This is a genomic window from Pseudomonas sp. NY15372, assembly GCF_048068215.1.
Taxonomy (GTDB): Bacteria; Pseudomonadota; Gammaproteobacteria; order Pseudomonadales; family Pseudomonadaceae; genus Aquipseudomonas; species Aquipseudomonas guariconensis_A.
The window spans coordinates 1-22,606 of sequence record NZ_JBLUPY010000013.1 but is presented as its reverse complement, the minus strand read 5'-3'; the positions used below and the strand labels follow the sequence as shown (position 1 = coordinate 22,606).

General features: G+C 65.9%; 17 protein-coding genes. 8 read left to right on the top strand and 9 right to left on the bottom strand.

Annotation, left to right across the window (positions count from 1 at the left end; translation table 11 throughout):
• Nucleotides 1-27 precede the first annotated feature (27 nt).
• The 5 genes from ACNFG0_RS12120 to ACNFG0_RS12100 are packed head-to-tail and all read left to right on the top strand — an operon-like array spanning nucleotide 28 to nucleotide 5,089.
• Entirely contained in the window at nucleotides 28-1,785 is a 1,758-nt protein-coding gene (locus ACNFG0_RS12120) for a bifunctional alpha/beta hydrolase/class I SAM-dependent methyltransferase (protein ID WP_196167201.1), read from the top strand.
• Complete coding sequence (locus ACNFG0_RS12115) at nucleotides 1,775-3,082, top strand: phosphatase PAP2/dual specificity phosphatase family protein (protein WP_416764991.1); 1,308 nt, start codon at nucleotides 1,775-1,777, stop codon at nucleotides 3,080-3,082. The genes ACNFG0_RS12120 and ACNFG0_RS12115 overlap by 11 nt, the downstream gene beginning before the upstream one ends.
• A gap of 10 nt (nucleotides 3,083-3,092) precedes the next feature.
• The gene (locus tag ACNFG0_RS12110; protein WP_416764990.1) at nucleotides 3,093-3,521 is read left to right on the top strand and encodes a hypothetical protein; all 429 of its coding nucleotides are present in this window, start codon (nucleotides 3,093-3,095) and stop codon (nucleotides 3,519-3,521) included.
• A gap of 10 nt (nucleotides 3,522-3,531) precedes the next feature.
• Nucleotides 3,532-4,155 (top strand): lysophospholipid acyltransferase family protein, encoded by a 624-nt coding sequence (locus tag ACNFG0_RS12105; RefSeq protein ID WP_196143803.1) that lies wholly within the window; start codon nucleotides 3,532-3,534, stop codon nucleotides 4,153-4,155.
• Nucleotide 4,156: 1 nt separating this feature from the next.
• Nucleotides 4,157-5,089 carry a phosphatidate cytidylyltransferase gene (locus ACNFG0_RS12100; protein ID WP_196143804.1) on the top strand — a complete coding sequence of 311 codons (933 nt, stop codon included), beginning with the start codon at nucleotides 4,157-4,159 and terminating at the stop codon, nucleotides 5,087-5,089.
• A gap of 111 nt (nucleotides 5,090-5,200) precedes the next feature.
• Here the strand turns inward: ACNFG0_RS12100 and ACNFG0_RS12095 are convergent, their stop codons facing one another.
• Entirely contained in the window at nucleotides 5,201-5,476 is a 276-nt protein-coding gene (locus ACNFG0_RS12095) for a metal/formaldehyde-sensitive transcriptional repressor (protein ID WP_196143805.1), read from the bottom strand.
• A 70-nt stretch (nucleotides 5,477-5,546) separates the two neighbouring features.
• Between ACNFG0_RS12095 and dmeF the strand changes: the two genes are divergently transcribed.
• Nucleotides 5,547-6,482 carry a CDF family Co(II)/Ni(II) efflux transporter DmeF gene (dmeF, locus tag ACNFG0_RS12090; RefSeq protein WP_416764988.1) on the top strand — a complete coding sequence of 312 codons (936 nt, stop codon included), beginning with the start codon at nucleotides 5,547-5,549 and terminating at the stop codon, nucleotides 6,480-6,482.
• Between the two features lie 95 nt (nucleotides 6,483-6,577).
• The gene (locus tag ACNFG0_RS12085) at nucleotides 6,578-6,922 is read left to right on the top strand and encodes a cupin domain-containing protein (protein ID WP_084858471.1); all 345 of its coding nucleotides are present in this window, start codon (nucleotides 6,578-6,580) and stop codon (nucleotides 6,920-6,922) included.
• Between the two features lie 240 nt (nucleotides 6,923-7,162).
• Here ACNFG0_RS12085 and mmsB read toward each other — a convergent pair whose 3' ends face one another.
• Together mmsB and ACNFG0_RS12075 are read right to left on the bottom strand one after the other, a co-directional pair.
• Entirely contained in the window at nucleotides 7,163-8,050 is an 888-nt protein-coding gene (gene mmsB, locus ACNFG0_RS12080) for a 3-hydroxyisobutyrate dehydrogenase (protein ID WP_416764986.1), read from the bottom strand.
• A gap of 10 nt (nucleotides 8,051-8,060) precedes the next feature.
• Nucleotides 8,061-9,587 (bottom strand): CoA-acylating methylmalonate-semialdehyde dehydrogenase, encoded by a 1,527-nt coding sequence (locus ACNFG0_RS12075; protein ID WP_196156299.1) that lies wholly within the window; start codon nucleotides 9,585-9,587, stop codon nucleotides 8,061-8,063.
• 118 nt (nucleotides 9,588-9,705) lie between these two features.
• On the opposite strand from ACNFG0_RS12075, the gene ACNFG0_RS12070 reads away from it, so the two are divergent.
• Nucleotides 9,706-10,650: a LysR family transcriptional regulator gene (locus tag ACNFG0_RS12070; RefSeq protein WP_196143809.1), complete on the top strand. Its 945-nt coding sequence runs from the start codon at nucleotides 9,706-9,708 to the stop codon at nucleotides 10,648-10,650.
• 108 nt (nucleotides 10,651-10,758) lie between these two features.
• On the opposite strand, the gene ACNFG0_RS12065 is transcribed toward ACNFG0_RS12070, so the two are convergent.
• The 6 genes from ACNFG0_RS12065 to recC all read right to left on the bottom strand — a co-directional run bounded on the left by ACNFG0_RS12065 (nucleotide 10,759) and on the right by recC (nucleotide 22,399).
• Nucleotides 10,759-11,238, bottom strand: coding sequence for an OmpA family protein (locus ACNFG0_RS12065; RefSeq protein WP_416765049.1), 480 nt, complete (start codon nucleotides 11,236-11,238; stop codon nucleotides 10,759-10,761).
• Nucleotides 11,239-11,250: 12 nt separating this feature from the next.
• The gene (locus ACNFG0_RS12060; RefSeq protein ID WP_416764983.1) at nucleotides 11,251-12,522 is read right to left on the bottom strand and encodes a diguanylate cyclase domain-containing protein; all 1,272 of its coding nucleotides are present in this window, start codon (nucleotides 12,520-12,522) and stop codon (nucleotides 11,251-11,253) included.
• Nucleotides 12,519-13,091 carry a YfiR family protein gene (locus ACNFG0_RS12055; protein WP_416764982.1) on the bottom strand — a complete coding sequence of 191 codons (573 nt, stop codon included), beginning with the start codon at nucleotides 13,089-13,091 and terminating at the stop codon, nucleotides 12,519-12,521. The genes ACNFG0_RS12060 and ACNFG0_RS12055 overlap by 4 nt, the downstream gene beginning before the upstream one ends.
• A 79-nt stretch (nucleotides 13,092-13,170) precedes the next feature.
• On the bottom strand, nucleotides 13,171-15,246 hold the full coding sequence (recD, locus tag ACNFG0_RS12050) for an exodeoxyribonuclease V subunit alpha (protein WP_416764980.1): 2,076 nt from the start codon (nucleotides 15,244-15,246) through the stop codon (nucleotides 13,171-13,173).
• On the bottom strand, nucleotides 15,243-18,920 hold the full coding sequence (gene recB, locus ACNFG0_RS12045) for an exodeoxyribonuclease V subunit beta (protein WP_416764978.1): 3,678 nt from the start codon (nucleotides 18,918-18,920) through the stop codon (nucleotides 15,243-15,245). The genes recD and recB overlap by 4 nt, the downstream gene beginning before the upstream one ends.
• A complete protein-coding gene (recC, locus tag ACNFG0_RS12040) occupies nucleotides 18,917-22,399 on the bottom strand; it encodes an exodeoxyribonuclease V subunit gamma (protein ID WP_416764976.1) in 3,483 nt (1,160 codons plus the stop codon). Before recC ends, recB begins: the two co-directional genes overlap by 4 nt.
• Between the last annotated feature and the right edge of the window lie 207 nt (nucleotides 22,400-22,606).

The following is a 22,606-nucleotide window of genomic DNA, read 5'->3' as shown; positions in this document are numbered from 1 at the left end:
CTCTGCCGCCGGACAAGGACCTTAGCCATGCGCCAAGCGCAATCGCTGCACTTCTCCACCCATGACGGCGTGGAGCTGCACTACCGGTATTGGCCCGCCACGCGCAACGAACACCAGCCACGCCGGGCGGTGGTGATGTTCCATCGCGGCCATGAACATGGCGGCCGCATGGCCCATCTGGCCGACGAGCTGGACATGCCCGGCTACGACTTCTTCGCTTGGGACGCCCGAGGCCATGGCCAGTCGCCAGGGGCGCGGGGCGACAGCCCAGGCTTCGCCACCAGCGTGCGCGACGTGCAGACCTTCATCGAGCACATCCGCGATACCCATGGCCTTGAAGAAGCGAACATGGTGGTGCTGGCACAAAGTGTCGGCGCCGTGCTGGTAGCCACCTGGGCCCACGACTACGCGCCCAGGGTGCGCTGCCTGGTACTGGCCTCGCCGGCGTTCAAGGTCAAGCTCTACGTACCCTTCGCCCGCCCCGGCCTGAAGCTGCTCAAGGCCTTGCGCGGCAACTTCTTCGTCAACAGCTACGTCAAGCCGCGCCTGTTGACCCACGACCCGGAGCGGGTCATGTCGTACGTTGCCGATCCGCTGATCAGCCGACCGATCTCGGTGACCATGCTGCTGGGCCTGTACGAGGCCGCCGACCGGGTGGTGGCCGATGCCCAGGCGATCCAGGTGCCGACGCAGATGCTGGTGTCCGGCGCGGACCTGGTGGTGGAGCGCAAGCCCCAGGAGCGTTTCTTTGAACGCCTGGGCAGTACGCGCAAAGAGATGCACATTCTCCCGGGGTTCTTCCACGACACCCTGGGCGAGCGCGACCGGGCCCACGCCCTGGGGCGTATCCAGCGCTTCGTCGCCCACTGCTTCGACGTCCCCGCACCCGCGCCTTCCTTGCTGGATGCCGACAAAGTCGGCGCCAGCTGCGCCGAGGCCGAGAGCCTGGCCGCGCCCCTGCCCCGCTACTCGCCGCGTGCGCTCTACTGGCGCGCCACACGCGCCGGCCTGCGCCTGGGCCAAGGCTTTTCGGACGGGGTGAAGCTGGGCTTCGACACCGGCTTCGATTCCGGCAGCACGCTGGACTATGTCTACCGCAACCAGCCCAGCGGCAAGGGCAAGCTCGGCGAGCTGGTCGACCGCAACTACCTCGATGCCATCGGCTGGCGCGGCATTCGCCAGCGCAAGCTGCATGTGGAGGAACTGCTGCGCGAGGCCATCGAGCGCCTGCGCCAGCAGCAGCGCCCGGTGCATATCGTCGATATCGCCGCAGGCCATGGCCGCTACATCCTCGAAGCCCTGCAGGGGCAGATGCCCGACTCGATCCTGCTGCGCGACTACAGTGAACTGAACGTCCAGCAAGGCAGCGCCTTGATCGCCGAAAAGGGCCTGGCCGAGCTCGCCCGCTTCGTCCAGGGTGATGCCTTCGACCGCCAGAGCCTGGCCAGCCTCGACCCACGCCCAACCCTGGCGGTGGTTTCGGGCCTTTACGAGCTGTTCGCCAGCAACGACCTGGTCGGCAACTCTTTGGCAGGCCTGGGCGAGGCAGTGGAACCGGGTGGCTACCTGGTCTACACCGGCCAACCCTGGCACCCGCAGTTGGAGATGATCGCCCGCGCCCTGACCAGCCACCGCGACGGCCAGGCCTGGGTGATGCGTCGGCGCAGCCAGGCGGAGATGGACCAGCTGGTGGAGGCGGCGGGGTTCCGCAAGATCGCCCAGCGCATCGACGAGTGGGGCATCTTCAGCGTAAGCCTCGCGCAGCGGGTGAGCGATGGTGCGTGAGCCGGGCCTGATCCGCCGGGGCGTGCTCTGGCTGTTGCTGCTCGGGCCGTTCTTCTTCCTCAGTTACGGCCTGGTCAACAACCACACCGCCACCCTCGGCGAAGTCGGCAGCCTGGTGTTCGCCTGGGAACACCAGGTGCCGCTGTGGCCGTGGACGATCATTCCGTACTGGTCCATCGACCTGCTGTACGGGCTTTCTTTCCTGCTGCCGACCACCCGCCGGGAAATGGACCGCCACGCCCTGGCCTTGTTGAGTGCACAAGTGATCAGCGTGAGCTGTTTCCTGCTCTGGCCGCTGCGCTTCACCTTCGAGCGGCCGGAACTGGACGGGGTGTTCGGTTGGTTGTTCGATGTGCTGATGGGCTTCGACAAGCCGTTCAACCAGGCGCCGTCGTTGCATATCGCGCTGCTGGTGATCATCTGGACGATGTTCGCCCGGCATGTGCGGCGCCAGCCGTGGCGTTGGCTCATGCATGGCTGGATGGCTTTGATCGGGCTGTCGGTGCTGACGACCTGGCAGCATCATTTCGTCGACGTGCCCACCGGGGCGCTGGCGGGGTTTGCCTGTGTGTGGCTGTGGCCGCCTCATGGGCCGTTACCTTGGCAGCAGGCTCGCCTTGCACGTGAGACCAAGCGCTGGCGGTTGGCGTTGAGCTATGCCGCGGGCGCACTGTTGTGCGCCGTGCTCGCCATTGCTTTGGGCGGTGCCTGGCTATGGTTGGCCTGGCCGGCGGTGTCGCTGGCATTGGTGGCATTGAACTATGGCGTGCTCGGCGCAGGCGGATTTCAGAAAGGCGCCGATGGGCGCTTGTCGAACGCAGCCAGCTGGTTGTTGGCCCCGTACCTGATGGGCGCGTGGGTCAATTCACGGTTATGGACCTGGCGCCATCGGCAGGCGGACGAAATATGCGATGGCGTCTACCTGGGACGTATTCCGCAGCGTGGAGCGCCATTCGCTGCGGTGGTCGACCTGTGCGCGGAGCTGCCGTGTCATGTCCAGGCTGACGCTCCTACACCGGTTGCCTCGGCTGGCTATGCGTGTTTTCCGACCCTGGACCTGATCGCCCCTGACAGCCCCCTGCTGCTGCAGGCCGCCATAGCCATCGAACGCCTGCGCGCCCATGGCCCGGTATTGGTCTGCTGCGCCCTGGGCTACTCGCGCAGCGCCAGCGCCGTGGCTGCCTGGCTGGTTCACAGCGGCCGCTGCGCCGACATCGACCAGGCCGAGGCGTTGATCCGCCAGGCCCGCCCAAGGGTTGTGCTGCATACTGCCCACCGCCAGGCTCTGGGGCATTGAGGGCACAACCATGAACCTGTACCTGACCGCCAGCCTGCTGGGCCGTGGCCGCCAGCTCGAGCGTCTGTCCGACGGCATCACCCTGCTGGCCCTGGCCTACGGCCTGTCGCCCCTGGTGACCCGGTTGCCACCCTTGGCCAGCCTGCTCTGCGCCGTAATGCTGGTGCTTGGCCTGTTGCACAAATACTGGGCCATGCGCGTTGCCCTGGATGCCGAGCTATTCGCCCGGCTCGCCGCCAGCGACGACCTTGCCCGCGACACCCAGGCCCTGGATCACGCGCTGTTCGAGCTGAAGCTCAAGCCCGACGCCAGCGACCCACGCGCCTGGCCCGCCCGCAGCCAGGGCGCTCTGGGCCTGCTGCGGCGCCAGGCGCTGTGCCTCGCCCTGCAACTCGCCCTGGCCCTGGCTACGCTGCTGACACTTCCCTTCATCGGATAAGACCCGCGCCATGCTCACCGCCCTGACCGCCTTCGCCATCACCTCCGTCGCGCGCCTGATCACCGGCGCCCGCGCGCTCTGGCTCGGCTGCACGCCGCACCCAAGGCAACGCTTGTATTTCGCCAACCACAGCAGCCATGGTGACTTCGTGCTGCTCTGGGCCTCGCTGCCCGAACCCTTGCGTCGCCGCACCCGACCGGTGGCAGGCGCCGACTACTGGGCCAAACCCGGCATCCGCGACTTCCTGATCCGCAAGGTGTTCGATGCCGTGCTCATCGACCGCCAGCGCACCGACGCCCACGAAAACCCATTGCAACCGGTGCTCGACGCCCTGGGCCAGGGCGACTCGCTGATTTTTTTCCCCGAAGGCACGCGCAACCTCAGCGACGAGCCGCTGCTACCGTTCAAGAGCGGGCTGTTCCACCTGGCTTCGGCGCACCCGGACATCGAACTGGTGCCAGTGTGGATCGCCAACCTCAACCGCGTGATGCCCAAGGGCCGCGCCTTGCCGCTGCCACTGCTGTGTACCCTGAGCTTTGGCGAACCCCTGCACCTGCTGGCCGACGAAGGCAAGCAGGCCTTCCTCGAGCGGGCCCGCCAGGCCCTGCTGAACCTGGCCCCCAAGGATGCCTGAGATGGACGACAACACCCTTTCGCTGTTCGCCGGCATCGGCGCCCTGCTGCTGCTCGCCAGCGTGATCGGCCGCCTGCTCAAATGGCGCGCCGGCCCCGAGCCGCACGCGGTGATCGACAACCTCAACGCTCGCATCAATGCCTGGTGGGCAATGGTGCTGGTGATCGGCATCGCTTTCGTGTTCGGCAAGTACGGCGTCATCCTGCTGTTCTACTTCGTCTCGTTCTACGCCTTGCGCGAGTTCATGACCCTCACCCCTACCCGGCGCAGCGACTACCCGGCACTGGTGGCGGCGTTCTACGTGGCGCTGCCATTGCAATACCTGCTGATCGCCATGGACTGGTACGGGCTGTTCAGCATTTTCATCCCGGTGTACCTGTTCCTGTTCCTGCCGATACTGGCGAGCTTCGGCGGCGATACCACGCGCTTTCTCGAACGCGCCTCCAAGGTGCAGTGGGGCTTGATGATCGCGGTGTACTGCCTGTCGTCGGTGCCTGCCCTGATGACGTTGGACATCCCGGGCTACGAGGGGCGCAACCTACTGCTGATCGCCTGGCTGATCCTGGTGGTGCAGATCAGCGATGTCCTGCAGTACGTATGCGGCAAGCTGTTCGGCAAGCGCAAGGTGGCGCCCAACCTGTCGCCGTCCAAGACCCTGGAAGGGCTGGTCGGCGGCGTGGCCCTGGCCACATTGGTGGGCGCGCTATTGTGCTGGATCACCCCGTTCAGCTTCTGGCAGGCAGGCCTGATGGCGCTGACGGTGAACGCCATGGGGTTCTTTGGCGGGCTGGTGATGTCGGCGATCAAGCGCGACCGCGGGGTGAAGGACTGGGGGCACATGATCGAAGGGCATGGCGGCATGCTCGATCGTATGGACTCGGTGTGCTTCGCGGCGCCGGTGTTCTTCCACTTCGTGCGCTATTGGTGGGCATGAACCAGAGGCCTGTGGGAGCGGGCTTGTCCCGCGATTAGGCACGGCTCGATATCACCGGCCTGGCAAGGGCTTCGCCCTTGATCGCGGGGCAAGCCCGCTCAGGGGTACACCTCACTTGAGGTAAGACCGCAACAACGCCGCCACTTTGTCGGCCTCTTCCTGCCGCTCTTGGGCACTCAACCCATCGGCCACCAGGTGCTCGCGGATATGCCCTTCCATCACCTCGGCCATCAGCCCGTTCACTGCACCTCGCACCGCCGCGATCTGCTGCAGGATACCCAGGCAATCCTTGTCCTGCTCCAGCGCAGCCTCCAACGCCGCCGCCTGACCCTTGATCTTGCGCACACGGGTCAGCAACTGCTTCTTGCTCTTGATGGTATGTGCCATTCAGCCTCGCACCTTCATAGGTATACTGGGGTATAGTATATGCCGCCTACATTCTGGAGCATGATAAACCATGGTGGCGCAAACCTCTGACAAGTGGCTGCACAGCCATCAGTTCCATACCAGCGACCTGGGCGCCGAGCGCAAGACGCGGCTGGCCGTTTGGCTGACGGCTCTGATGATGGTGGCCGAGATCGCCGGTGGCTGGTATTTCAATTCCATGGCGCTGCTGGCCGACGGCTGGCACATGAGTTCCCATGCCCTGGCCTTGGGCCTGTCGCTGCTGGCCTATGCAGCGGCACGGCGCTATGCCGGTGACCGACGCTTTGCCTTCGGCACTTGGAAGATCGAGATTCTCGGCGGCTATTCCAGCGCCCTGCTCCTGCTGGGCGTGGCTGGCCTGATGGCGTTCCAGTCGATGGAGCGGCTACTGGCCCCGGGGCCGATCCATTATGACCAGGCCATCGCCATCGGCAGCGTGGGGCTGGCCGTGAACCTCATCTGCGCCTGGCTGCTGCGCGATGACCACCATCATCATGATCACGACCACCACCCTCACGGCCATCACCACCACCAGGACCTGAACCTGCGCTCGGCCTACCTGCACGTAATCGCTGACGCCGCCACCTCGGTGCTGGCCATCGTCGCGCTGCTGGCAGGCAAGTTCTGGGGCGCCGCCTGGCTGGATCCGGTGATGGGCCTGGTGGGTGCCGTGCTGGTGGCGCTATGGGCCAAGGGCCTGCTGCGCGATACCGGGCGCGTGCTGCTCGACGCCGAGATGGACGCACCGGTGGTCGAGGAAATCCGCGAAGTGGTGGCCCAGTTGCCAGTGCCTGCCACGATCACCGACCTGCATGTATGGCGCGTGGGCAAGGACCAGTACGCCTGCATTCTGAGCCTGGCGAGCACCGCCCAACTTGAAGCGGACCATGTACGCCAGGCCCTGGCCATTCACGAGGAGCTGGCCCACGTTACCGTCGAAGTGAACGCATTGGCGAGCCACCGATAGCGCAACCAGGCACCTGGGCGTCGAGCCCAGGCAACTGCGCTGCGGGCGCAGGCCCTATGGTGGCGTGTCATTCAGCCACTTACCTGGAGCCTGCCATGTCCGATTTCATCACCGTCCTGCGTGAAACCTGCCCGATCCCGGCCCTGAACGCCACCCCATGGAAGCGCATCGGCGGCGACCCGCAGACGGTCAACCTGAACGCCTACCTGTCTGCCGACGGCAGCAAGATCATGGGCACCTGGATCTGCACCCCGGGCAAGTTCGAGATCAACTACGAGAAGTGGGAGTTCTGCCACTTCCTGGAAGGCTATGTGATCATCACCCCGGAAGGCGAAGAGCCCAAGCACCTGAAAGCCGGTGATGTGTTCATCATCGAACCAGGCCTGAAGGGCACCTGGGAAGTGGTCGAGACCGTGCGCAAGTACTTCGTCTTCGCCTGATCCAAGGTCGACATCCCCAACCCTGTGGGAGCTGTCTGGCGTTGCTTGCCCTGGCCCTATCGCTGGCAAGCCAGCTCCTACAGGTACGGCGGTGTCTCTGAAAGCAGCGCAGGACAAGCCCGCTCCCACACGGGAATGCGTTATTTCAGGCAAAAAACATCGCGGGGCAGATGCCCTTCCCCAAGGTGCGCAGTTACATGGGGAAAGCCACCTGGCCCGCGATAAAACTCACCTCGCTCGTCAATCCTTCTTGCGATAGCTCTCGACGATCGCCGAGAAGTCCTTGCCGCCTTCGCCGCGCTGGCTCATGGCCTGGTACAGCTGCTGGGCGACGGCGCCCAGGATTACCGGCTGGTGCGCGAGCCGCGCAGCTTCGGTGGCCAGGCCCAGGTCCTTGAGCATCAACTCGGCGCCAAAGCCACCGGTGTAGCCGCGCGACGCCGGGGCGGTCTCGATGATGCCCGGCCAGGGGTTGTAGGTATCAGAGCTCCAGCAACGCCCAGTGGAGCTGTTGATGATGCCGGCCAGCACCTTGGTGTCGATGCCCAGCGCATTGCCCAGGGCCATGGCCTCGGACACGCCGATCATGGAAATGCCCAGCAGCAGGTTGTTGCAGATCTTGGCGATCTGCCCCGTGCCGACTTCACCGCAATGCACGATGTTGCGGCCCATCTGCTCGAGCACAGGCTTCAAGGTGGCGAACAGTTCGCCGCTGGCACCGACCATGAAGGTCAGGGTGCCGGCCGCCGCGCCGCCAGTACCGCCGGACACCGGCGCGTCGCCCATGTCGACGCCCTTGGCCGCCGCGGCCTTGGACACATCGCGGGCGGTCTGCGGGTCGATGGTGCTGCAGTCGACGGTCGGCGTGCCAGGGCGAATACCGGCCAACACGCCGTCGTCGTTCAGGTAAACGCTGCGCACATGGGCCGCCGCCGGCAACATGGTGATCACCAGGTCGCTCGCGGCCGCAGCGTCCTTGGGCGAGGCGCTGACCTGCCCGCCCAGTTCGGCGAGCTCGGCCAGCACGGCCTTGTTCAGGTCGAACAGGTTCAGCTGGTGCCCGGCCTTGATCAGATTGCGGGCCATGGGCGCGCCCATGTTGCCGAGGCCGATGAATGCGATACGCATGGCTTTCTCCTTAGCGCAGGCTGATGGTGGTGTTCACACCGTCGTTGACGCTGTCGTCGTCGAACCAGCGGGCGGTGACGGTCTTGGTCTGAGTGTAGAACTGCACCACCTGCTTACCGTACGGGCCCAGGTCGCCGAGTTTGGAGCCGCGCGAGCCGGTGAAGCTGAAGAACGGCACCGGTACCGGAATCGGAATGTTGATGCCGACCTGGCCGATGTCGATTTCGCTCTGGAACTTGCGCGCCGCCGCGCCGCTCTGGGTGAACAGGCCGGTGCCGTTGCCGAACGGGTTGGCGTTGACCAGGGCGATGGCCTCGTCGAGGGTGTCGACTTCCAGGGTCACCAGCACCGGGCCGAAGATTTCCTGGGTATAGATCTGCATGTCGGTGCGTACGCCTGAGAACAGGGTCGGGCCGACGAAGTTGCCCTGCTCGTAGCCCGGCACCTTGACGTCGCGGCCATCGAGTTCGAGCTTGGCGCCTTCCCGGATGCCACTTTCGATCAGGCCCAGCACGCGCTCCTTGGCACGCTTGGATACCACCGGGCCGACATCGGTGCCTGGCTCGCAACCGGCGTTGACCTTGAGCTTGCTGGCCGCAGCCTTGATGTCTGGCAGCCACTCGCGTGCCTTGCCCACCAGCACCGCCACCGAGGTGGCCATGCAGCGCTGGCCTGCCGCGCCGAATGCGGCACCGACCAGGGCATTGATGGTCTGGGTACGGTTGGCATCAGGCAGCACCACGGCGTGGTTCTTGGCGCCCATCATCGACTGCACGCGCTTGCCGTGCTGGCTGCCCAGGTTGTAGACGTGGGTACCGACTTCGGTGGAGCCGACGAAGGAAATCGCCTTGATGTCCTTGTGGGTACAGATGGCGTCCACCACCTGCTTGCCACCATGTACCACGTTGAGCACACCGGCCGGGATGCCGGCTTCCAGCGCCAGCTCCACCAGCATCATGGTCGACAGCGGGTCCTGCTCGGACGGCTTGAGCACGAAGGTGTTGCCACAGACGATGGCCATCGGGAACATCCACAGCGGGATCATCGCCGGGAAGTTGAACGGCGTGATGCCTGCACATACGCCGATGGGCTGGCGCAGGGTGTAGGTGTCCACGCCGCCGGCGACGTTCTCGGCGAACTCGCCCATCTGCAGTGTACCGATAGAGGCGGCGTGCTCGACCACTTCCAGGCCGCGGAAGATATCGCCTTCGGCGTCGGCCAGGGTCTTGCCCTGCTCGGCGCTGAGGGTCTGGGCAATACGCTTGGTGTGTTCGCGGATCAGCGCCTGCAGTTTGAGCATGATGCGCATACGCGCACCGATCGGGGTGTCGCGCCAGCTGGCGAAGGCACGCTGGGCGGCGGCCACGGCGGCATCGACTTCCTCGACGGTGGCGAACGGAACCCGCGCCAGCACCTGCTGGGTGGCTGGGTTGACGATGTCGCGCCACTCGGTGGTCTTGGACTCGACCCACTGGCCGTCGATCAGCAGCTTGACCTGCTCGACCTTGGCCTGGTCTGGGGTATGGGGTGCGTTCATCTGCGCTCTCCTTGGAATTATTGTCGGAACGAGATCGCCAGCGGGTGGCGCCGTGGGGCTTTTTTCGAGTATAGATGTGCAAACATCCAACAAGAACGCACAAAAAAACCGGATCATCATGCAAAAAGACCTCACCTCCCTGAGTTCGCTGAACTGGGACGACTTGAAGTTCTTTCTTGAAGTGGCGCGCACCCGCAAGGCCAGCAGCGCGGCCAAGCGCCTGGCGGTGGACTACACCACGGTGTCGCGGCGCATCAGCTCGCTGGAAGGCGCGCTGGGCACATTGCTGTTCGAGAAATCACGGACCAACGGCTTTGTCCTGACCGCCGAAGGCCAGCGCCTACTGGGCTATGCCGAGTCGATCGAAAGCACGCTGCACATGGCCTGCGAGCAGGTGTCCGGCTCGGGCGTGGCGTTGTCGGGGCATGTGCGCATGGGGTGCACGGAGGGGTTCGGCAGCTTCTTCGTCACGCCGCAACTGAGCCATTTCGTCGACGCCTACCCGGCGATCTCGGTGGACATCCTGCCGCTGCCGCACTTCATCAGCCTGTCCAAGCGCGAGGCCGACATCGTCATCGCCCTGGAGCGACCCGAGCACGGGCCCTATGTGTGCTGCAAGCTATGCGACTACCGCCTGCGGCTATATGCGACCCAGGACTACCTGGACAACCACGAGCCGATCCGCCAGGCCGCCGACCTGGTGAACCATCGGTTCATCAGTTATGTCGACGACCTGGCCTTCAGCTCGGAGCTGCTGTACCTGGCCAACCTGATCCCCAACGCCAATGCGCACCTGCGCAGCACCAGCGTGATCGCCCAGTACACGGCAGCATTGCAGGGGCGCGGGCTGGCGATCCTGCCTTGCTTCCTGGCGGCGCAGGATGCGCGGTTGGTCAACCTGCTGCCGCAGGAGGTGGAGATTACCCGGCAATTCTGGATGTATTGCCGGGAGGACCTGCGCAAATTGAAGCGCATCACATTGCTGTGGGATTACATCCGGGACGTGACCGAGGCCAATGCGCCATTGCTGATGGGCCAGACGCGGGACATGCGCTTCGCCTGACATCGAGCGGGGCTGCCCTGCGCTGCTTTCAGGAACACCGCCGTCCCTGTGGGAGCGGGCTTGTCCCGCGATCAAGGGCGCTGCCCTTGCCATGCGGGCACTGCCCTTTCAGTAGGACGCCACCACGATCGACACCCGGCGGTTTTCGGTACGGCCTGCGCGGGTACGGTTATCGGCCACCGGCTGGCTGCTGCCCAGGCCGACGGTGCGGATGTTCTGCGGCTGCATGCCGATGCCGATCAGCGCCCTTGCCACGCTCTGCGCACGGCGCTCGGACAATTGCTGGTTGTAAGCCTCCTTGCCTGAGGCATCGGCATGACCATCGACACGCACCCGCTGGATGTCCACCGCCAGCAAGGCCTTGCCGATGCGCTCGACGATCGCCCGGCTCTGGCCGTTCAGGCTGTCCAGGTCGCTGCCGAACAGTACCTTGCCGGACAGGTCATAGGCCCAACCTTCATCGGTCGGGGCGAAGCCCTCACGCTTGAGCGCGGCGATCTGCTCGGGGCTAAGGCCCTGGGGAACACTCTGGCAACCGCCCAGAGCCAGCAAGAGGGCCAACAAAGGAAAACGCAACGCGCGAAGCAGGTGGATCACGGTTCAGCTCCTGTTATCAACGTCAGTGGCGCAGCGGTCCGTCTGCGCGACTTGCCAATGGCCACGGCGCACGCGCTTGGCCTGGTACATCGCCACGTCGGCGGCGTTGAGCAACCCGGCCGGGTCGCTGCCATCGTCCGGGTAGTAGGCGATGCCAACACTCATCGAGGTGGTGATCTGCTTGCCGTCATCCAGTTGGATCGGCAGTTTCATGCTGTCTACGATTTTTTCGGCGATGCGCTGGGCATCGTCCCGCCCGTGCAGCGGGGTCAGCAGCACGGCGAATTCGTCGCCGCCCAGGCGCGCCACCAGGTCCTGTTCGCGCAGTTGGGCGCGGATGCGCTTGGCCACGCTCACCAGCACTTCGTCGCCCACGGCATGGCCGAGGCTGTCGTTGATCTGCTTGAAGTGATCGCTGTCGAGAAACAGCAGCGCCAGATGCTCGTGTTGCCGCGCGACGTTGCGCAGGGTACGGCTCAGGCGCCCTTCGAAGAAAGCGCGGTTGGGCAGGCCGGTGAGGCTGTCGTGGCTGGCCTGGTGGGCGAGGTTCTCGTTCTCGCTCTGCAGGTGGCTGTGCCAGGCCTCCAATTCGTCGAGCAAGGCGTTGAAGTCGTTGCCCAGCTCATTGAGTTCGGCGATCTGCGCTTCAGGCACGCGGCGGTCGAAGCTACGCTCGCGACGGGCGGCATGGGCCACGCTGGCCAGGCTGCGCAGCGGGCCGACGATATCGCCGAACAGCCGGCGCGACAGGTAGATGGCCAGCACCGCGCTGAGCAAGGTACAGAACAGGATCCCGGCCAGGCCACTGAGCAGGAAGCGCAGCAGGTTGCCGCCCTGCCCCACCAGTTCGATATGGCCCACCTGGCGCTGCTGGTGCATCACCGGCAGGTTGATCGGCTCGTCCAGCAGCGTACGGGCCACCTCGGCCTCCAGCTGGGCGAACATGCCATCGTCGTCGCGGTGCCAATGGGCCAGTTGCTCACCGTCGCGATTGAACACCTTGGCATCGGCCACTTCCTCGGTGGCCGCGATCAGCGCCAGGGCTTCCCTCGCGGCCGGGCCGTCGTTGAACACCACGGCGGCTTCGACGGTGTAGTTGATCGAGCGAGCGATCAGGTGCAGGTTGTGGTTGGCGTGCACACGCAGGGCGAGCACACCGAGCAGGGTCAGGGAAATACCTGCCACGCCCACCGCCAGCAGGGCCACGCTCAGGTGCCCACGGCCCAGCACCGAGCGCAAGGTCGGGCGGGCACCGCGCTTGGTACGAAGCTTCATGGCTGCACCGCCCGGCGCCGCGACAGCTGCAGCACGCTGGGGTGGATACGCACGCCGCTACGCGCCACCGAATCGAGGTTCACGTCGAAGGCCACCTGGTCGTCGCTGACCCGCAGGCAGAACAGACTGCCGACCCTGCAGGGGTCATCGGCCTCGCTGATGCTCAGGACCGGGTGGCCGCTGATAACCTGGAACAGCCGCTCGCGCTCTCTGGCGTCCAGCTTGCCGATGTACACGGCATCGCACGCACGGGCGATGCGCGCGTCATCGGCCAATAGGCGGCGCACCTGCAGCGGTTGGCCGGAATTCTGCACATTGCCCTTGATCAGGTCATCGGCATATTCGGTGGGGCCTACCAGGCACAGGCGCAGCGGCACGGGGTTGGCCGGCCAGCGGGCATAGCTGAGGATTCCCAGCACGACCTGGGTCACGGCCTTGGCCCGTTGTTGGGCCTGGGCAGCGCTGGCCGAGGTTTCTGCCTGGGCAGGGCCAGCGAACAGCAACAGGGTGGCTAATGCCAACGACAGCGCATGGCCCAACACGCGCCCCCAGGATGAGGCAGCCACCATGTACGAAATCTCTCAAAATCCCTTAAGAAATTAGCGCAATGATAGCACAATGCCTTTAGCCTCAGGAATGTGCGCTACCTCACACTTTTTCCAGCATCAACCCGGAAATCCTGCGCACCTTGCGCCCGACCGCCTCTTCGAACACACCAGCACGCGGCTCGATCAGGCTGAAGCAATGCTTGGCCCGGGTGATACCGGTGTAGACCAACTCCTTGGTCAACACCGGGTTGAGCGCATCGGGCAGCACCAGCGCCGTATGGCTGAACTCCGAGCCTTGGGACTTGTGCACGGTCATGGCGAATACCGTTTCCACCTCGTTGAGCCGGCTGGGCAAGACAAAGCGCACGCCGCCGCGACCGTCGTTGCGCGGGAAGGCCACGCGCAGCACAGGCTCGCCCAGGTCATCGGGCAGGCGCAGGGCGATGCCGATGTCGCCGTTCATCAGCCCCAGGCCGTAGTCGTTGCGGGTCACCAGTACCGGGCGACCTTCGTACCAGGGTTGCTGGCTGTCGATCAGCCCGGCGTTGCCCAGCACCCGTGCCACACGTTCGTTCAGGCCCTGGACACCCCAGGGGCCCTTCCGCACGGCGCAAAGCAACTGGAAGTCTTCGAAGCTGTGCAGCACTTTACTGGCCCATTGTTCCCAGCGCGGATCGTCGGCCGGCGTGCCGGGCGCCGGACGGTGGCGGCCGATGGTGCGCAGATAGCTACGGTACCCCTGGGGGCCGTCATCGCCGCGGCCCAAGCCGTCGAGCAATAGGCGGTCGAAGGCGCGGTCGTGTTCGCCGCGTAGGGCCAGGCCGAACACATCGGCCGGAGGCAGGGCCAGCAGATCGCGTGCCTGCTGGGCCTGTTGGCGATTGACCAGGCGCGCCAGTTGCCCGATGCCGCTGCCTTCGCCGAAGCGGCGGGAAAACCGCAGCATCACCACCTGTTGTGCCAAGGGATTGCGTTGCGCATCGCCCGGCGTGAGGCCACTGCCTTCGAGCGATTGGCCGCCCACCTGTTCCAGCCAGGCCCGGGTCGCCGGGGAGTAACAGCCTTCTTCGGCATCGCGGCACAGGTCACCGAGCACCGCACCGGCCTCCACCGAGGCCAGCTGATCCTTGTCGCCCAGCAATACCAGGCGGGCCCGGGGTGGCAAGGCATCGAGCAGGTTGGCCATCATCTCCAGGTCGATCATCGAGGCTTCATCGACCACCAATACGTCCAGCGGTAACGGGTTGCCGGCATGGTGGCGAAAGTGCCGCGAACCGGGGCGGCTGCCCAGCAGTCGGTGGACGGTGCTGACCTCGGTAGGAATATGCCCACGCACCTCGCTGCCGACCTGCAGGCGCTCGACCTGCTGGCCGATGGACTCTGTCAGGCGCGCTGCAGCCTTGCCGGTCGGGGCCGCCAGGCGAATGCGCAGCGGGCGGCCCTGCTCCACCGCGGGGGCCTGGAGCAAGGCCAGTAGGCGCACCACCGTGGTGGTCTTGCCGGTACCGGGGCCGCCGGTGATGATGCTGAAGGCTGCGCGGGTGGCCAGGGCGCAGGCGAGCTTTTGCCAATCGACCTGGCCGGCCGGGGCACCGCCTGAAAACAATTGCTCGAGACGCGCGGGGAGGTCGGCCGGGATGCGTTCGTCCTGGGTCAAGCGCTGGCGCAAGGCCTGGTCGATGCGCCGCTCGTAGCTCCAATAACGGCGCAGGTATAGCCGCCGGCCACTGAGCACCAAGGGCCGCGAGCTCTGCCCCGGGGCATCCCCAGCCGCCACCAGGGGGCTGGCGGCGATGCGCTGCAACCACGTGTCCAGGGCCAGGCTGGCGAGCAGCTGCGAGGGCAGCAGCAAAGGCCCGGCCAGGGCGTCACCCTCGGGGGGCAACGACAGGGCGAAATCCGGCTCGGCCAGGGTCTGCTCCAGGTCGAGGCAGACGTGGCCGTGGCCGAGCTGGTGGCTGGCCAGGGCTGCCGCCAGCAGCAGCAAGGGGTCGCTGCCCGGGGCCCGCTCCTCGAGGAATTTGACGAACGCGCGGTCCAGCGCCCTCAGCCAGTCACGCTCGACCCAGCGGTCGAGCAGCACCAGCAGGTCGCGGCTTTCGTGCAGAGGCGCCAGGGCCACCAACTGTTCGGCGTGCAGCGGCGTGGGCAACAGGTCATCGAGGCGTCGGCTCATGGCGCGGCTCCGGCAAACAGGTCTTGCTGTTCAGGTTCGTGGGCGCCACGGAACAGCGCATCGAGTTGTTCGATAAGGCCGCGCGGCGGCTTGGCGAAATACAAACCATGGCCGGCGCTGCCGACGCCACGCAGAAAGATGAACACCGCGCCGCCGACATGCCGGTCATAGTCGTAGTCAGGCAGGCGCGCGCGCAGCTGGCGGTGCAAGGCCAGCAGGTAGAGCACGTATTGCAGATCATAGCGGTGCTCGAGGATCGCCTGTTCCATGGCCAGGGCGTTGTAGGCCTGGGCGTCGGGGCCCAGCCAGTTGGACTTGTAGTCAGCCACGTAGTAACGCCCGTCCAGCTCGAACGCCAGGTCGATGAAGCCTTTGAACATGCCGTTGAGCAGGGTCGGCAGGGCTGCCGGGCGTGCGGCATTGCCGTGGGTATGACGCGCCACCAGCTGATCCAGGCGCACGGCATCCACCTGATGGCTGGCGAACCAGAACTCCATCTCGATCTGGTACTGATGCAGGTGCGCGAGGGTCAGGGTCGGGCCCTCGGGCTGCAAGGGCAGCGGCTCGGTGAGCAACTGGCCGAGCCATTGCTCCAAGGTCGGGATCCAGCCGGTCCAATCGCGGCGGTTGCAGCGCTCGCCGACGGTACGCCTGATCAGTTCGGGCTGGGCACTGACGTCGGCGAAGCCTTCGCGCCCAGCCCATTCGAGCAGGCCATGGAGGAAGGTGCCCGGGTTCGGGCCGCGCGGGAAGCGGTGGATGTCACCCCCTTCGGCCGGGACTTCGCGCAGCAGCTGGGTATCGGCCTGTTCATCGTCCAGCAGTTGCTGGGCTTGGGAACTGTCGGCCCCGAGGGTCTGGTCGCCCACGCGCAAGGCGCTGTAGGAGGCGATCCACCAGTGTTCGGCGGCAGCCCGACGCGGCTTGCGCGCGGGCAGCAGTTCGCGCGTATCCCGCGGGGCATGGTAGGTGTGCTCGTTGGCCTCGGGCAGGCCAGGGCAGGCGATGTCGCCGCTACCTGCCTGCAAAGCCTGCAGCCAGTCGGCCAACTGGCTCGACGCTGGCAGCGGCAAGCCGCCACCCAGCAGGTAGCCCAGGGCCGAGCGATGCAACTGGGAGGTCTTCTGGCTGCCGCGCTTGAGGTCGGCGATGCCCAGCCAGCAGGCGTACTGGGCACGGGTCAGGGCGACGTAGAGCAAGCGCAGGTCTTCGGCCAGGCGTTCGTCGTCGGCACGGGCGATTTGCGCTTCGTTCGGCGTCAGCGTCAGGTGGGCCTGGCCTTGACTGTCATGCCAGGTCAGCGGCAGGCGCTGCCCGTCCACCGGTTTGCTGGTGCAGATGAAAGGCAGATAGACCAGGGGGTATTCCAAGCCCTTGGACTTGTGGATGGTCACCACCTTGACCAGTTGCTCGTCGCTTTCCAGGCGCAGAATCTGCTCCTCGCCTGCCTGGCCGGCGTTGGCCAGGTGTTCGGCCAAGTGGCGGATCAGCGCCTGTTCGCCGTCGAGTTCGCTAGCGGCCTGTTGCAACAGCTCGGCCAGGTGCAACAGGTTGGTGAGCACCCGCTCGCCGTCGCTACGGCCCATGAGCGTGCGCGGCAGCTGGAAGTCGTGCAGCAGGCGGCGCAGCATGGGCAGTACACCCTGGCGCTGCCAGGTGTCGCGGTACAGGCGAAAACGCATGACCCAGCCTTCCCAGACCCGCTCGTCCTGGTTCAGGCGCTCCAGCTCGGCCAGGGGCAGCTCGAGGGTGAGGCTGGCCAGGGCGCCTTTGAGCAGACGCTCGGAGTCGGGTTCGGCACAGGCCTTGAGCCAGACCAACAGGTCATGGGCCTCCTGGGCGGCAAACACCGAGTCCTTGTCCGAGAGGTACACGCTGCGCACCTCGCGGGCGGCCAGCTCGGCACGAACCAGCTGGGCTTCGCGGCCATCGCGCACGAGAATGGCGATGTCCGATGGCTGGCACGGTCGCAGCATACCTTGGGCGTCACGAAAACCGGTCACGCCGTGCTGGCCGCCATTGAGCAAGCCGACGATGTGGCTGGCACAGCTAGCGGCGAGCTGCTGGCGGTAGAGCGTGTTGGAGACCGGTTCTTCACTCTGCAACTGCCAGCATTGCAACGCGGCGCAGGGCTGGCCGTCGACCAGCAACTGCTCGCCGCGCCCCTTGGCACGGACCTCGACGAAGGGCAGCGGGTTGTCACCTGCCTCGCGGAACAGGAACGCACCGCGCCCTTGTGGGCGAGCTTCTGCCTGGAGGAATACCCGGTTGACCGCGGCCACCATGGCCTGGCTGGAGCGGTAGTTGGTGTCCAGGCTGTGCAGCCGGCCCAGGGTGGCGCGTCGGGCAGCCAGGTAGGTGAAGATGTCAGCGCCGCGGAAGGCGTAGATCGCCTGCTTGGGGTCGCCGATCATGAACAGGCCGGTTTCCCGGCGGTTTTCACTGATCCGGTAGATACGTTCGAAGATGCCGTACTGAACCGGGTCGGTGTCTTGGAACTCATCGATCAGGGCCACCGGGAACTGGTCACGGATGAGACCGGCCAGGCGCTCGCCGGACTCACTGGCCAGGGCATGTTCCAGGCGCAGCAGCATGTCGTCGAACCCCATCTCGGCGCGCCGGCGCTTTTCCACTTCGAAACGCGCCGACACCCAGGCAGCGGCATGCTCGAGCAGGCGTGCATCGGGGCTGGGCAGTGCCTGCAGTTGTTCGCGCAGGTTCTCCATGGCCAGCAGCGCAGGGTGGTCCGGCGGCGTGCCGGACTTCCAGGCCTCGGCCATGCCGGCGGGGGTCAGGCGGGTGAAGCCGGTGCCCAGGTCCAGTTCCAGTACCTGGTCGTCGCCGGCCCAGGCCCGCAGCTTGTCGAACCAGGGCTCGAAGAACCGCGCTTGCAGCTTGCGACCATCGGCCAGCTTACCGGCCACGGCATCGCGGCAGATCTGCTGCAGCTCGTCGGCCCATTGCCCCCAGGGCGCCTTGAGCTGGCAGAGCTGCGCGGCGCGTTCGCGCAGGGTGGCCTCGATCAGCGCCTGGGGCTGCTCATCGTCCTGCACACCGCGCACCCGGCCGAACAGCGGGCGGATGCGCGGCAGCAAGGCGTCCGGGCTGGCCCATTGGCTGCGCACCCAAGCCAGGGCCTCGCCTTGCATGCCGTAGCAGAAGCGCCGCCAATAGTCGCGCATGACTTGGCCCAGCAGGTCGCTGTGGTCGGTCTCCAGGCTCTGGGTGAACAGGCTGCCGCTGTCGAAGGCGTGCTCGCGCAGCATGCGCTGGCACCAACCGTGGATGGTCGACACAGCGGCCTCGTCCATCCACTGCACCGCGACCTCCAGGCGGCTGGCGCAACGCGGCCAGTGTTCGACGGGGTAGTCGTCGCGCAGCAGGTGCAGCAGTGGGTCGGCCTCGGTCAGTTCACCGCGGAAGAAACGTGCGGCCTCGGCCAGACGTGCGCGGATACGCTCGCGCAGTTCTTTGGTAGCCGCGTCGGTGAAGGTCACCACGAGGATCTGCGGCGGCAGCAGCTCGCGCCCAAAGCCTTGTTCGCCGCCATGGCCGAGGATCAGGCGCAGGTACAGCGCCGAAATAGTGAACGTCTTGCCGGTGCCGGCGCTGGCTTCGATCAACTGGCTGCCGTGCAGCGGAAAGCTCAGGGCCAAGGGGCGGGCCTGGGTCATGCGGCATTCTCCGGGGCGCCCAGGGTTTGCCAGGGCGCGGCGAACAGGGGGCGGTACAGGGCTTCGCACCAGCCCTCGAAGGTCTCGTCGGCGCAGAGCGCGGCGAAATCACGGAACTGGCGGGCCAGGGCCAGGCTTTCGCTGCGCTCGCCGAAGGTGTTCTGGCCGTCGCCTTCATAGGCACGGGCAGCGGCAGCCAGGGCCTTGTCCGGGTCGCTTTGCTCCAGCCAGGCGAAGGCAGTCTTGGCGGCCACGGGCAAGGGTGCGTTCATCCCAGCCTGGCGGGCGATCAGCAGATCGGCCAGCAGCTCCGAGGCCTGGGCCTGGGGCAGTGGGTCGAGCAGCAGGGTCCGGTCGCTGGCGACCATGGCGCTGTGCAAAGGGTAGCCGGCAGCGCAGGCGGCCAGGTGCATGACCCAGCTGGGCACCAGGCGGTGCCATTTGACGCTGTTGCGCCCTGCGCCCAGGGTGTTGGGCACGGTGGCGATGCTCAGCAGGCTCTGGTCCTGGGCCTGGTAGACCCGCCCCAACCAGCCTTCCAGACGCTGCTCGCCCCTTTCGAAGTGGATCGGCAGGGCGCCCTCGACCACGGTGGGCCAGCGCTGGAGCAAATACCGGTGGCGTTGCAGCAAGTCAGGCAAAGGCTGGATCAGCTCGGCCTGGAGCAGTTCACCAAAACCGGCCAGGGGCAGCAGGCCGCAGGCTTGCAGGCGGCGCGCCTGGCCTTGCAGCGCCTGTTCGGCATTATCCGGGTCGGCCAGTGCAGCGCCCAGCAGGGTTTCACTGAGGCTGTAGCGTTGTAGGGCATCGAGGACGAAGGGCTCTTCGTCCGGCGTCGGTGTTTCCAGGGCCTCGAAGAACACCTTCAGACGCTGGCTGAAGAAATGCCGCACGGGGTGGCGAAGGAAGTCCTGCAGTTGGGTGAGGTTCAGCGCCTCTTCATCTTTGTAGGGCGGCAGGGGTTCGTCGCTGGCCGGGGCCGGATCCGTTGCCTGGTGCACGACCTGCCATTCGTGGGCATAGCTGAACAGTGCGCTGCCTTTTTGAAAGTAACGTGGGCTGAAAGGCTGTAGCGGGTGGTCCTGGGTCAGGGCGTGCAGCAATTGCTCGCCAGGGTTTTCATGGGCCCCGGGTTTGGCGCCGGCCAGGGTCCAGCCGGCAGCGAGGTGGTCGCGCAATTGGCCGATCAGTACCGACGCAGGGCGCTCGCTGTTGTCGCGGATGCTACGGCCAACCCAACTGATGTAGAGCTGGTCACGCGCCGAGAGCAGGGCTTCGAGCAACAGGTAGCGGTCATCTTCGCGGCGAGAGCGGTCGCCTGGGCGGTAATCGCTGGCCATCAGGTCGAAGTCCAGCGGCGCTTGCGCGCGGGGGTAGTCGCCGTCGTTCATGCCCAGCAGGCATACCACCCGGAACGGGATGGCGCGCATGGGCATGAGGGTGCAGAAGTTCACCGAGCCGGCCAGGAAGCGCTGGGACAACTTGCCTTGGTCCAGGCCCGAGAGCCATGCCTCGCGGACCACGGTGAGCGGCAACGGGTCTTGCAGCCCGACGGTTTCGCACGTGGCGAGCCAGGTGTCACGCAGGTCCTGCAGTTGCATCAGCAAGAACTCGTCGTGCTCGTCCTCGGCCAGGAAGAATACCCGCAGCAACGCTTGCAGCCGCTCGCCCCACTCGGTTGCGCTGGCAGGCTGCGAAAGCGCCTGGCAAGCCACGTCGAGAGCATCGAGCAGGGCCACCAGCGGGCCGATCAGCGCGGCGTCGAGGCCGCCGATCTCGTCATAGGGCTCGATGCCATCGCAGCCTTCACCGACACCTACGGCGTAACCGAGCAGCATACGCCGCAGGCCAAACCGCCAGCTGTTTTGCTCGAGCCCCGTGGGCAGGCCCAGGGTGGCGCGCTGCTCGGCACTCAGGCCCCAACGGATGCCGGCGCCCTCGATCCAGCGGTGCAGGGTTGGCAGGTCGCTTTCCTGAATGGCGAAGCGGGCGCGTACGGCGGGCACGTCCAGTAGGTCGAGCACTTCACTCACGGCGAAGCGGCTTTCGGGCAGCTTGAGCAGGTGTTCCAGGGCGATCAGCAACGGCTCGCGGCCACGCTGGCCTTGATCGGTGAGGGTGAACGGAATGTAGCGCGGGTCGCTGCGCTCGAGCTGGCCGAAGACGGCACGGATATGCGGTGCGTAATCGTCGATCGCCGGGAGCATGACGATGATATCCCGTGGGCGCAGCGTGGGGTCGGCACTGAAGCGGGCGAGCAGTTGGTCGTGGAGGATCTCCACTTCGCGCTGCGGGCTGTGGGCCACATGGAAACGCACGGAGCGATCCTTGGCGGGGTCCACTGCAGGCCACAGCTCGCGGGTTTCGGCCAAGGGGCGCAGTTCGAGGATGTCGTCTTGCAACTGGCGCAGCAGGTTGTCGGGCGTCGCCTCTTGGAATAGGTCGATGCGGCCATCGCTGAACACACCGCGGTAGCTGCCAGGGTCGTCGTAGCTGTCGAGCAGGTTGATGTAGTCACGGCCTTGCTTGCCCCAGGCGGCCAGCAGTGGGTGGGCGTGCTGGTGCAGGGACTCGTCGTCCAGGTCCAGGGGCATGCCTTGCTTGCGCTGCTGGCGCTTGTATTGGTGCCGTAGCAGGTCCTTGTCGGCAACGATATCGGCCCAGTGATGGCGACAGGGGTTGTGCACGCACAGCAACACCTGGCTGAAGCGCGCCAGGCCGGCCAAGGCCTCCAGCGCCTGGGCCGGGAGAGACGAAATACCGAAGACGATCACCCGCTTCGGCAAGCCCGCGGGGGCGTGTTCGAGTCGATTGATACGTTCGATGAAGCGCTGATGGACACCGGCGCGGCTCTGGGCCATGCCCTGCTCGCCTACGTCCTCGAGCAATGCTCGCCACAATTCGGCCTGCCAACGGTTGCCTGCTGCCAGGGGCTTGCGCTCGCCCCGCGCGCTGTTGAGTACATGGCCACCCGCAGCCCAGTCCTTGAGCCAGTCGGCGCGGTAGACCTGGTATTGGTCGAACAGATCGGCCAGGCGCTCGGCCAGTTGGTAACGCTTGCGCAAGTCGCTGTCATCGGTCAGAAAGCGGCGCAGAGGCTCGAAGTGCTCCCGTTCGATCAACGCAGGCAGCAGGCGCATCAGGCGCCAGGTCAGCGGCGCTTTGTCCAGCAGCGAGACCTCGGGGATTTCGTCGCGACCCAACACCCGGCGGTAGAGCTGCCACATGAAGCTGCCCGGCAGTTGCACGTCGATCGCGGCGGCGATGCCGCAGCCACCTTGGTCGTCATCCTGCGGGTCTTCGGCCAGAGCCAGCTTGAGCCATTGGGCGATGCCGTTGCTCTGTACCAGGGCGATCTCGTTTTCCAGCGGCGCCAAGGGGTAGCGACGCATCCAGCTCACTACCAGGCTGCGCAGGTCGTCCAGGCGGTTGCCATGAACGACCATGAAGCCGGGGTGAAGATGGGCGGTGTTGAGCATCGGGAGGTCTCTGGCAGGCGCTGATGGCTGAGAGGGAACGATATCACGTAGGGAACAGGCATACGCCCTTTGTAGGAGCGGCCTTGTGCCGCGAATCGGGCGCGCAGCGGCCGTAGACCCCGGGCGCGGTTATCAGACCCGGAAAGACAAAACCCCTACCTGCTCGCGCAGATAGGGGTTTTGCGAAATGAATCTTGACGATGACCT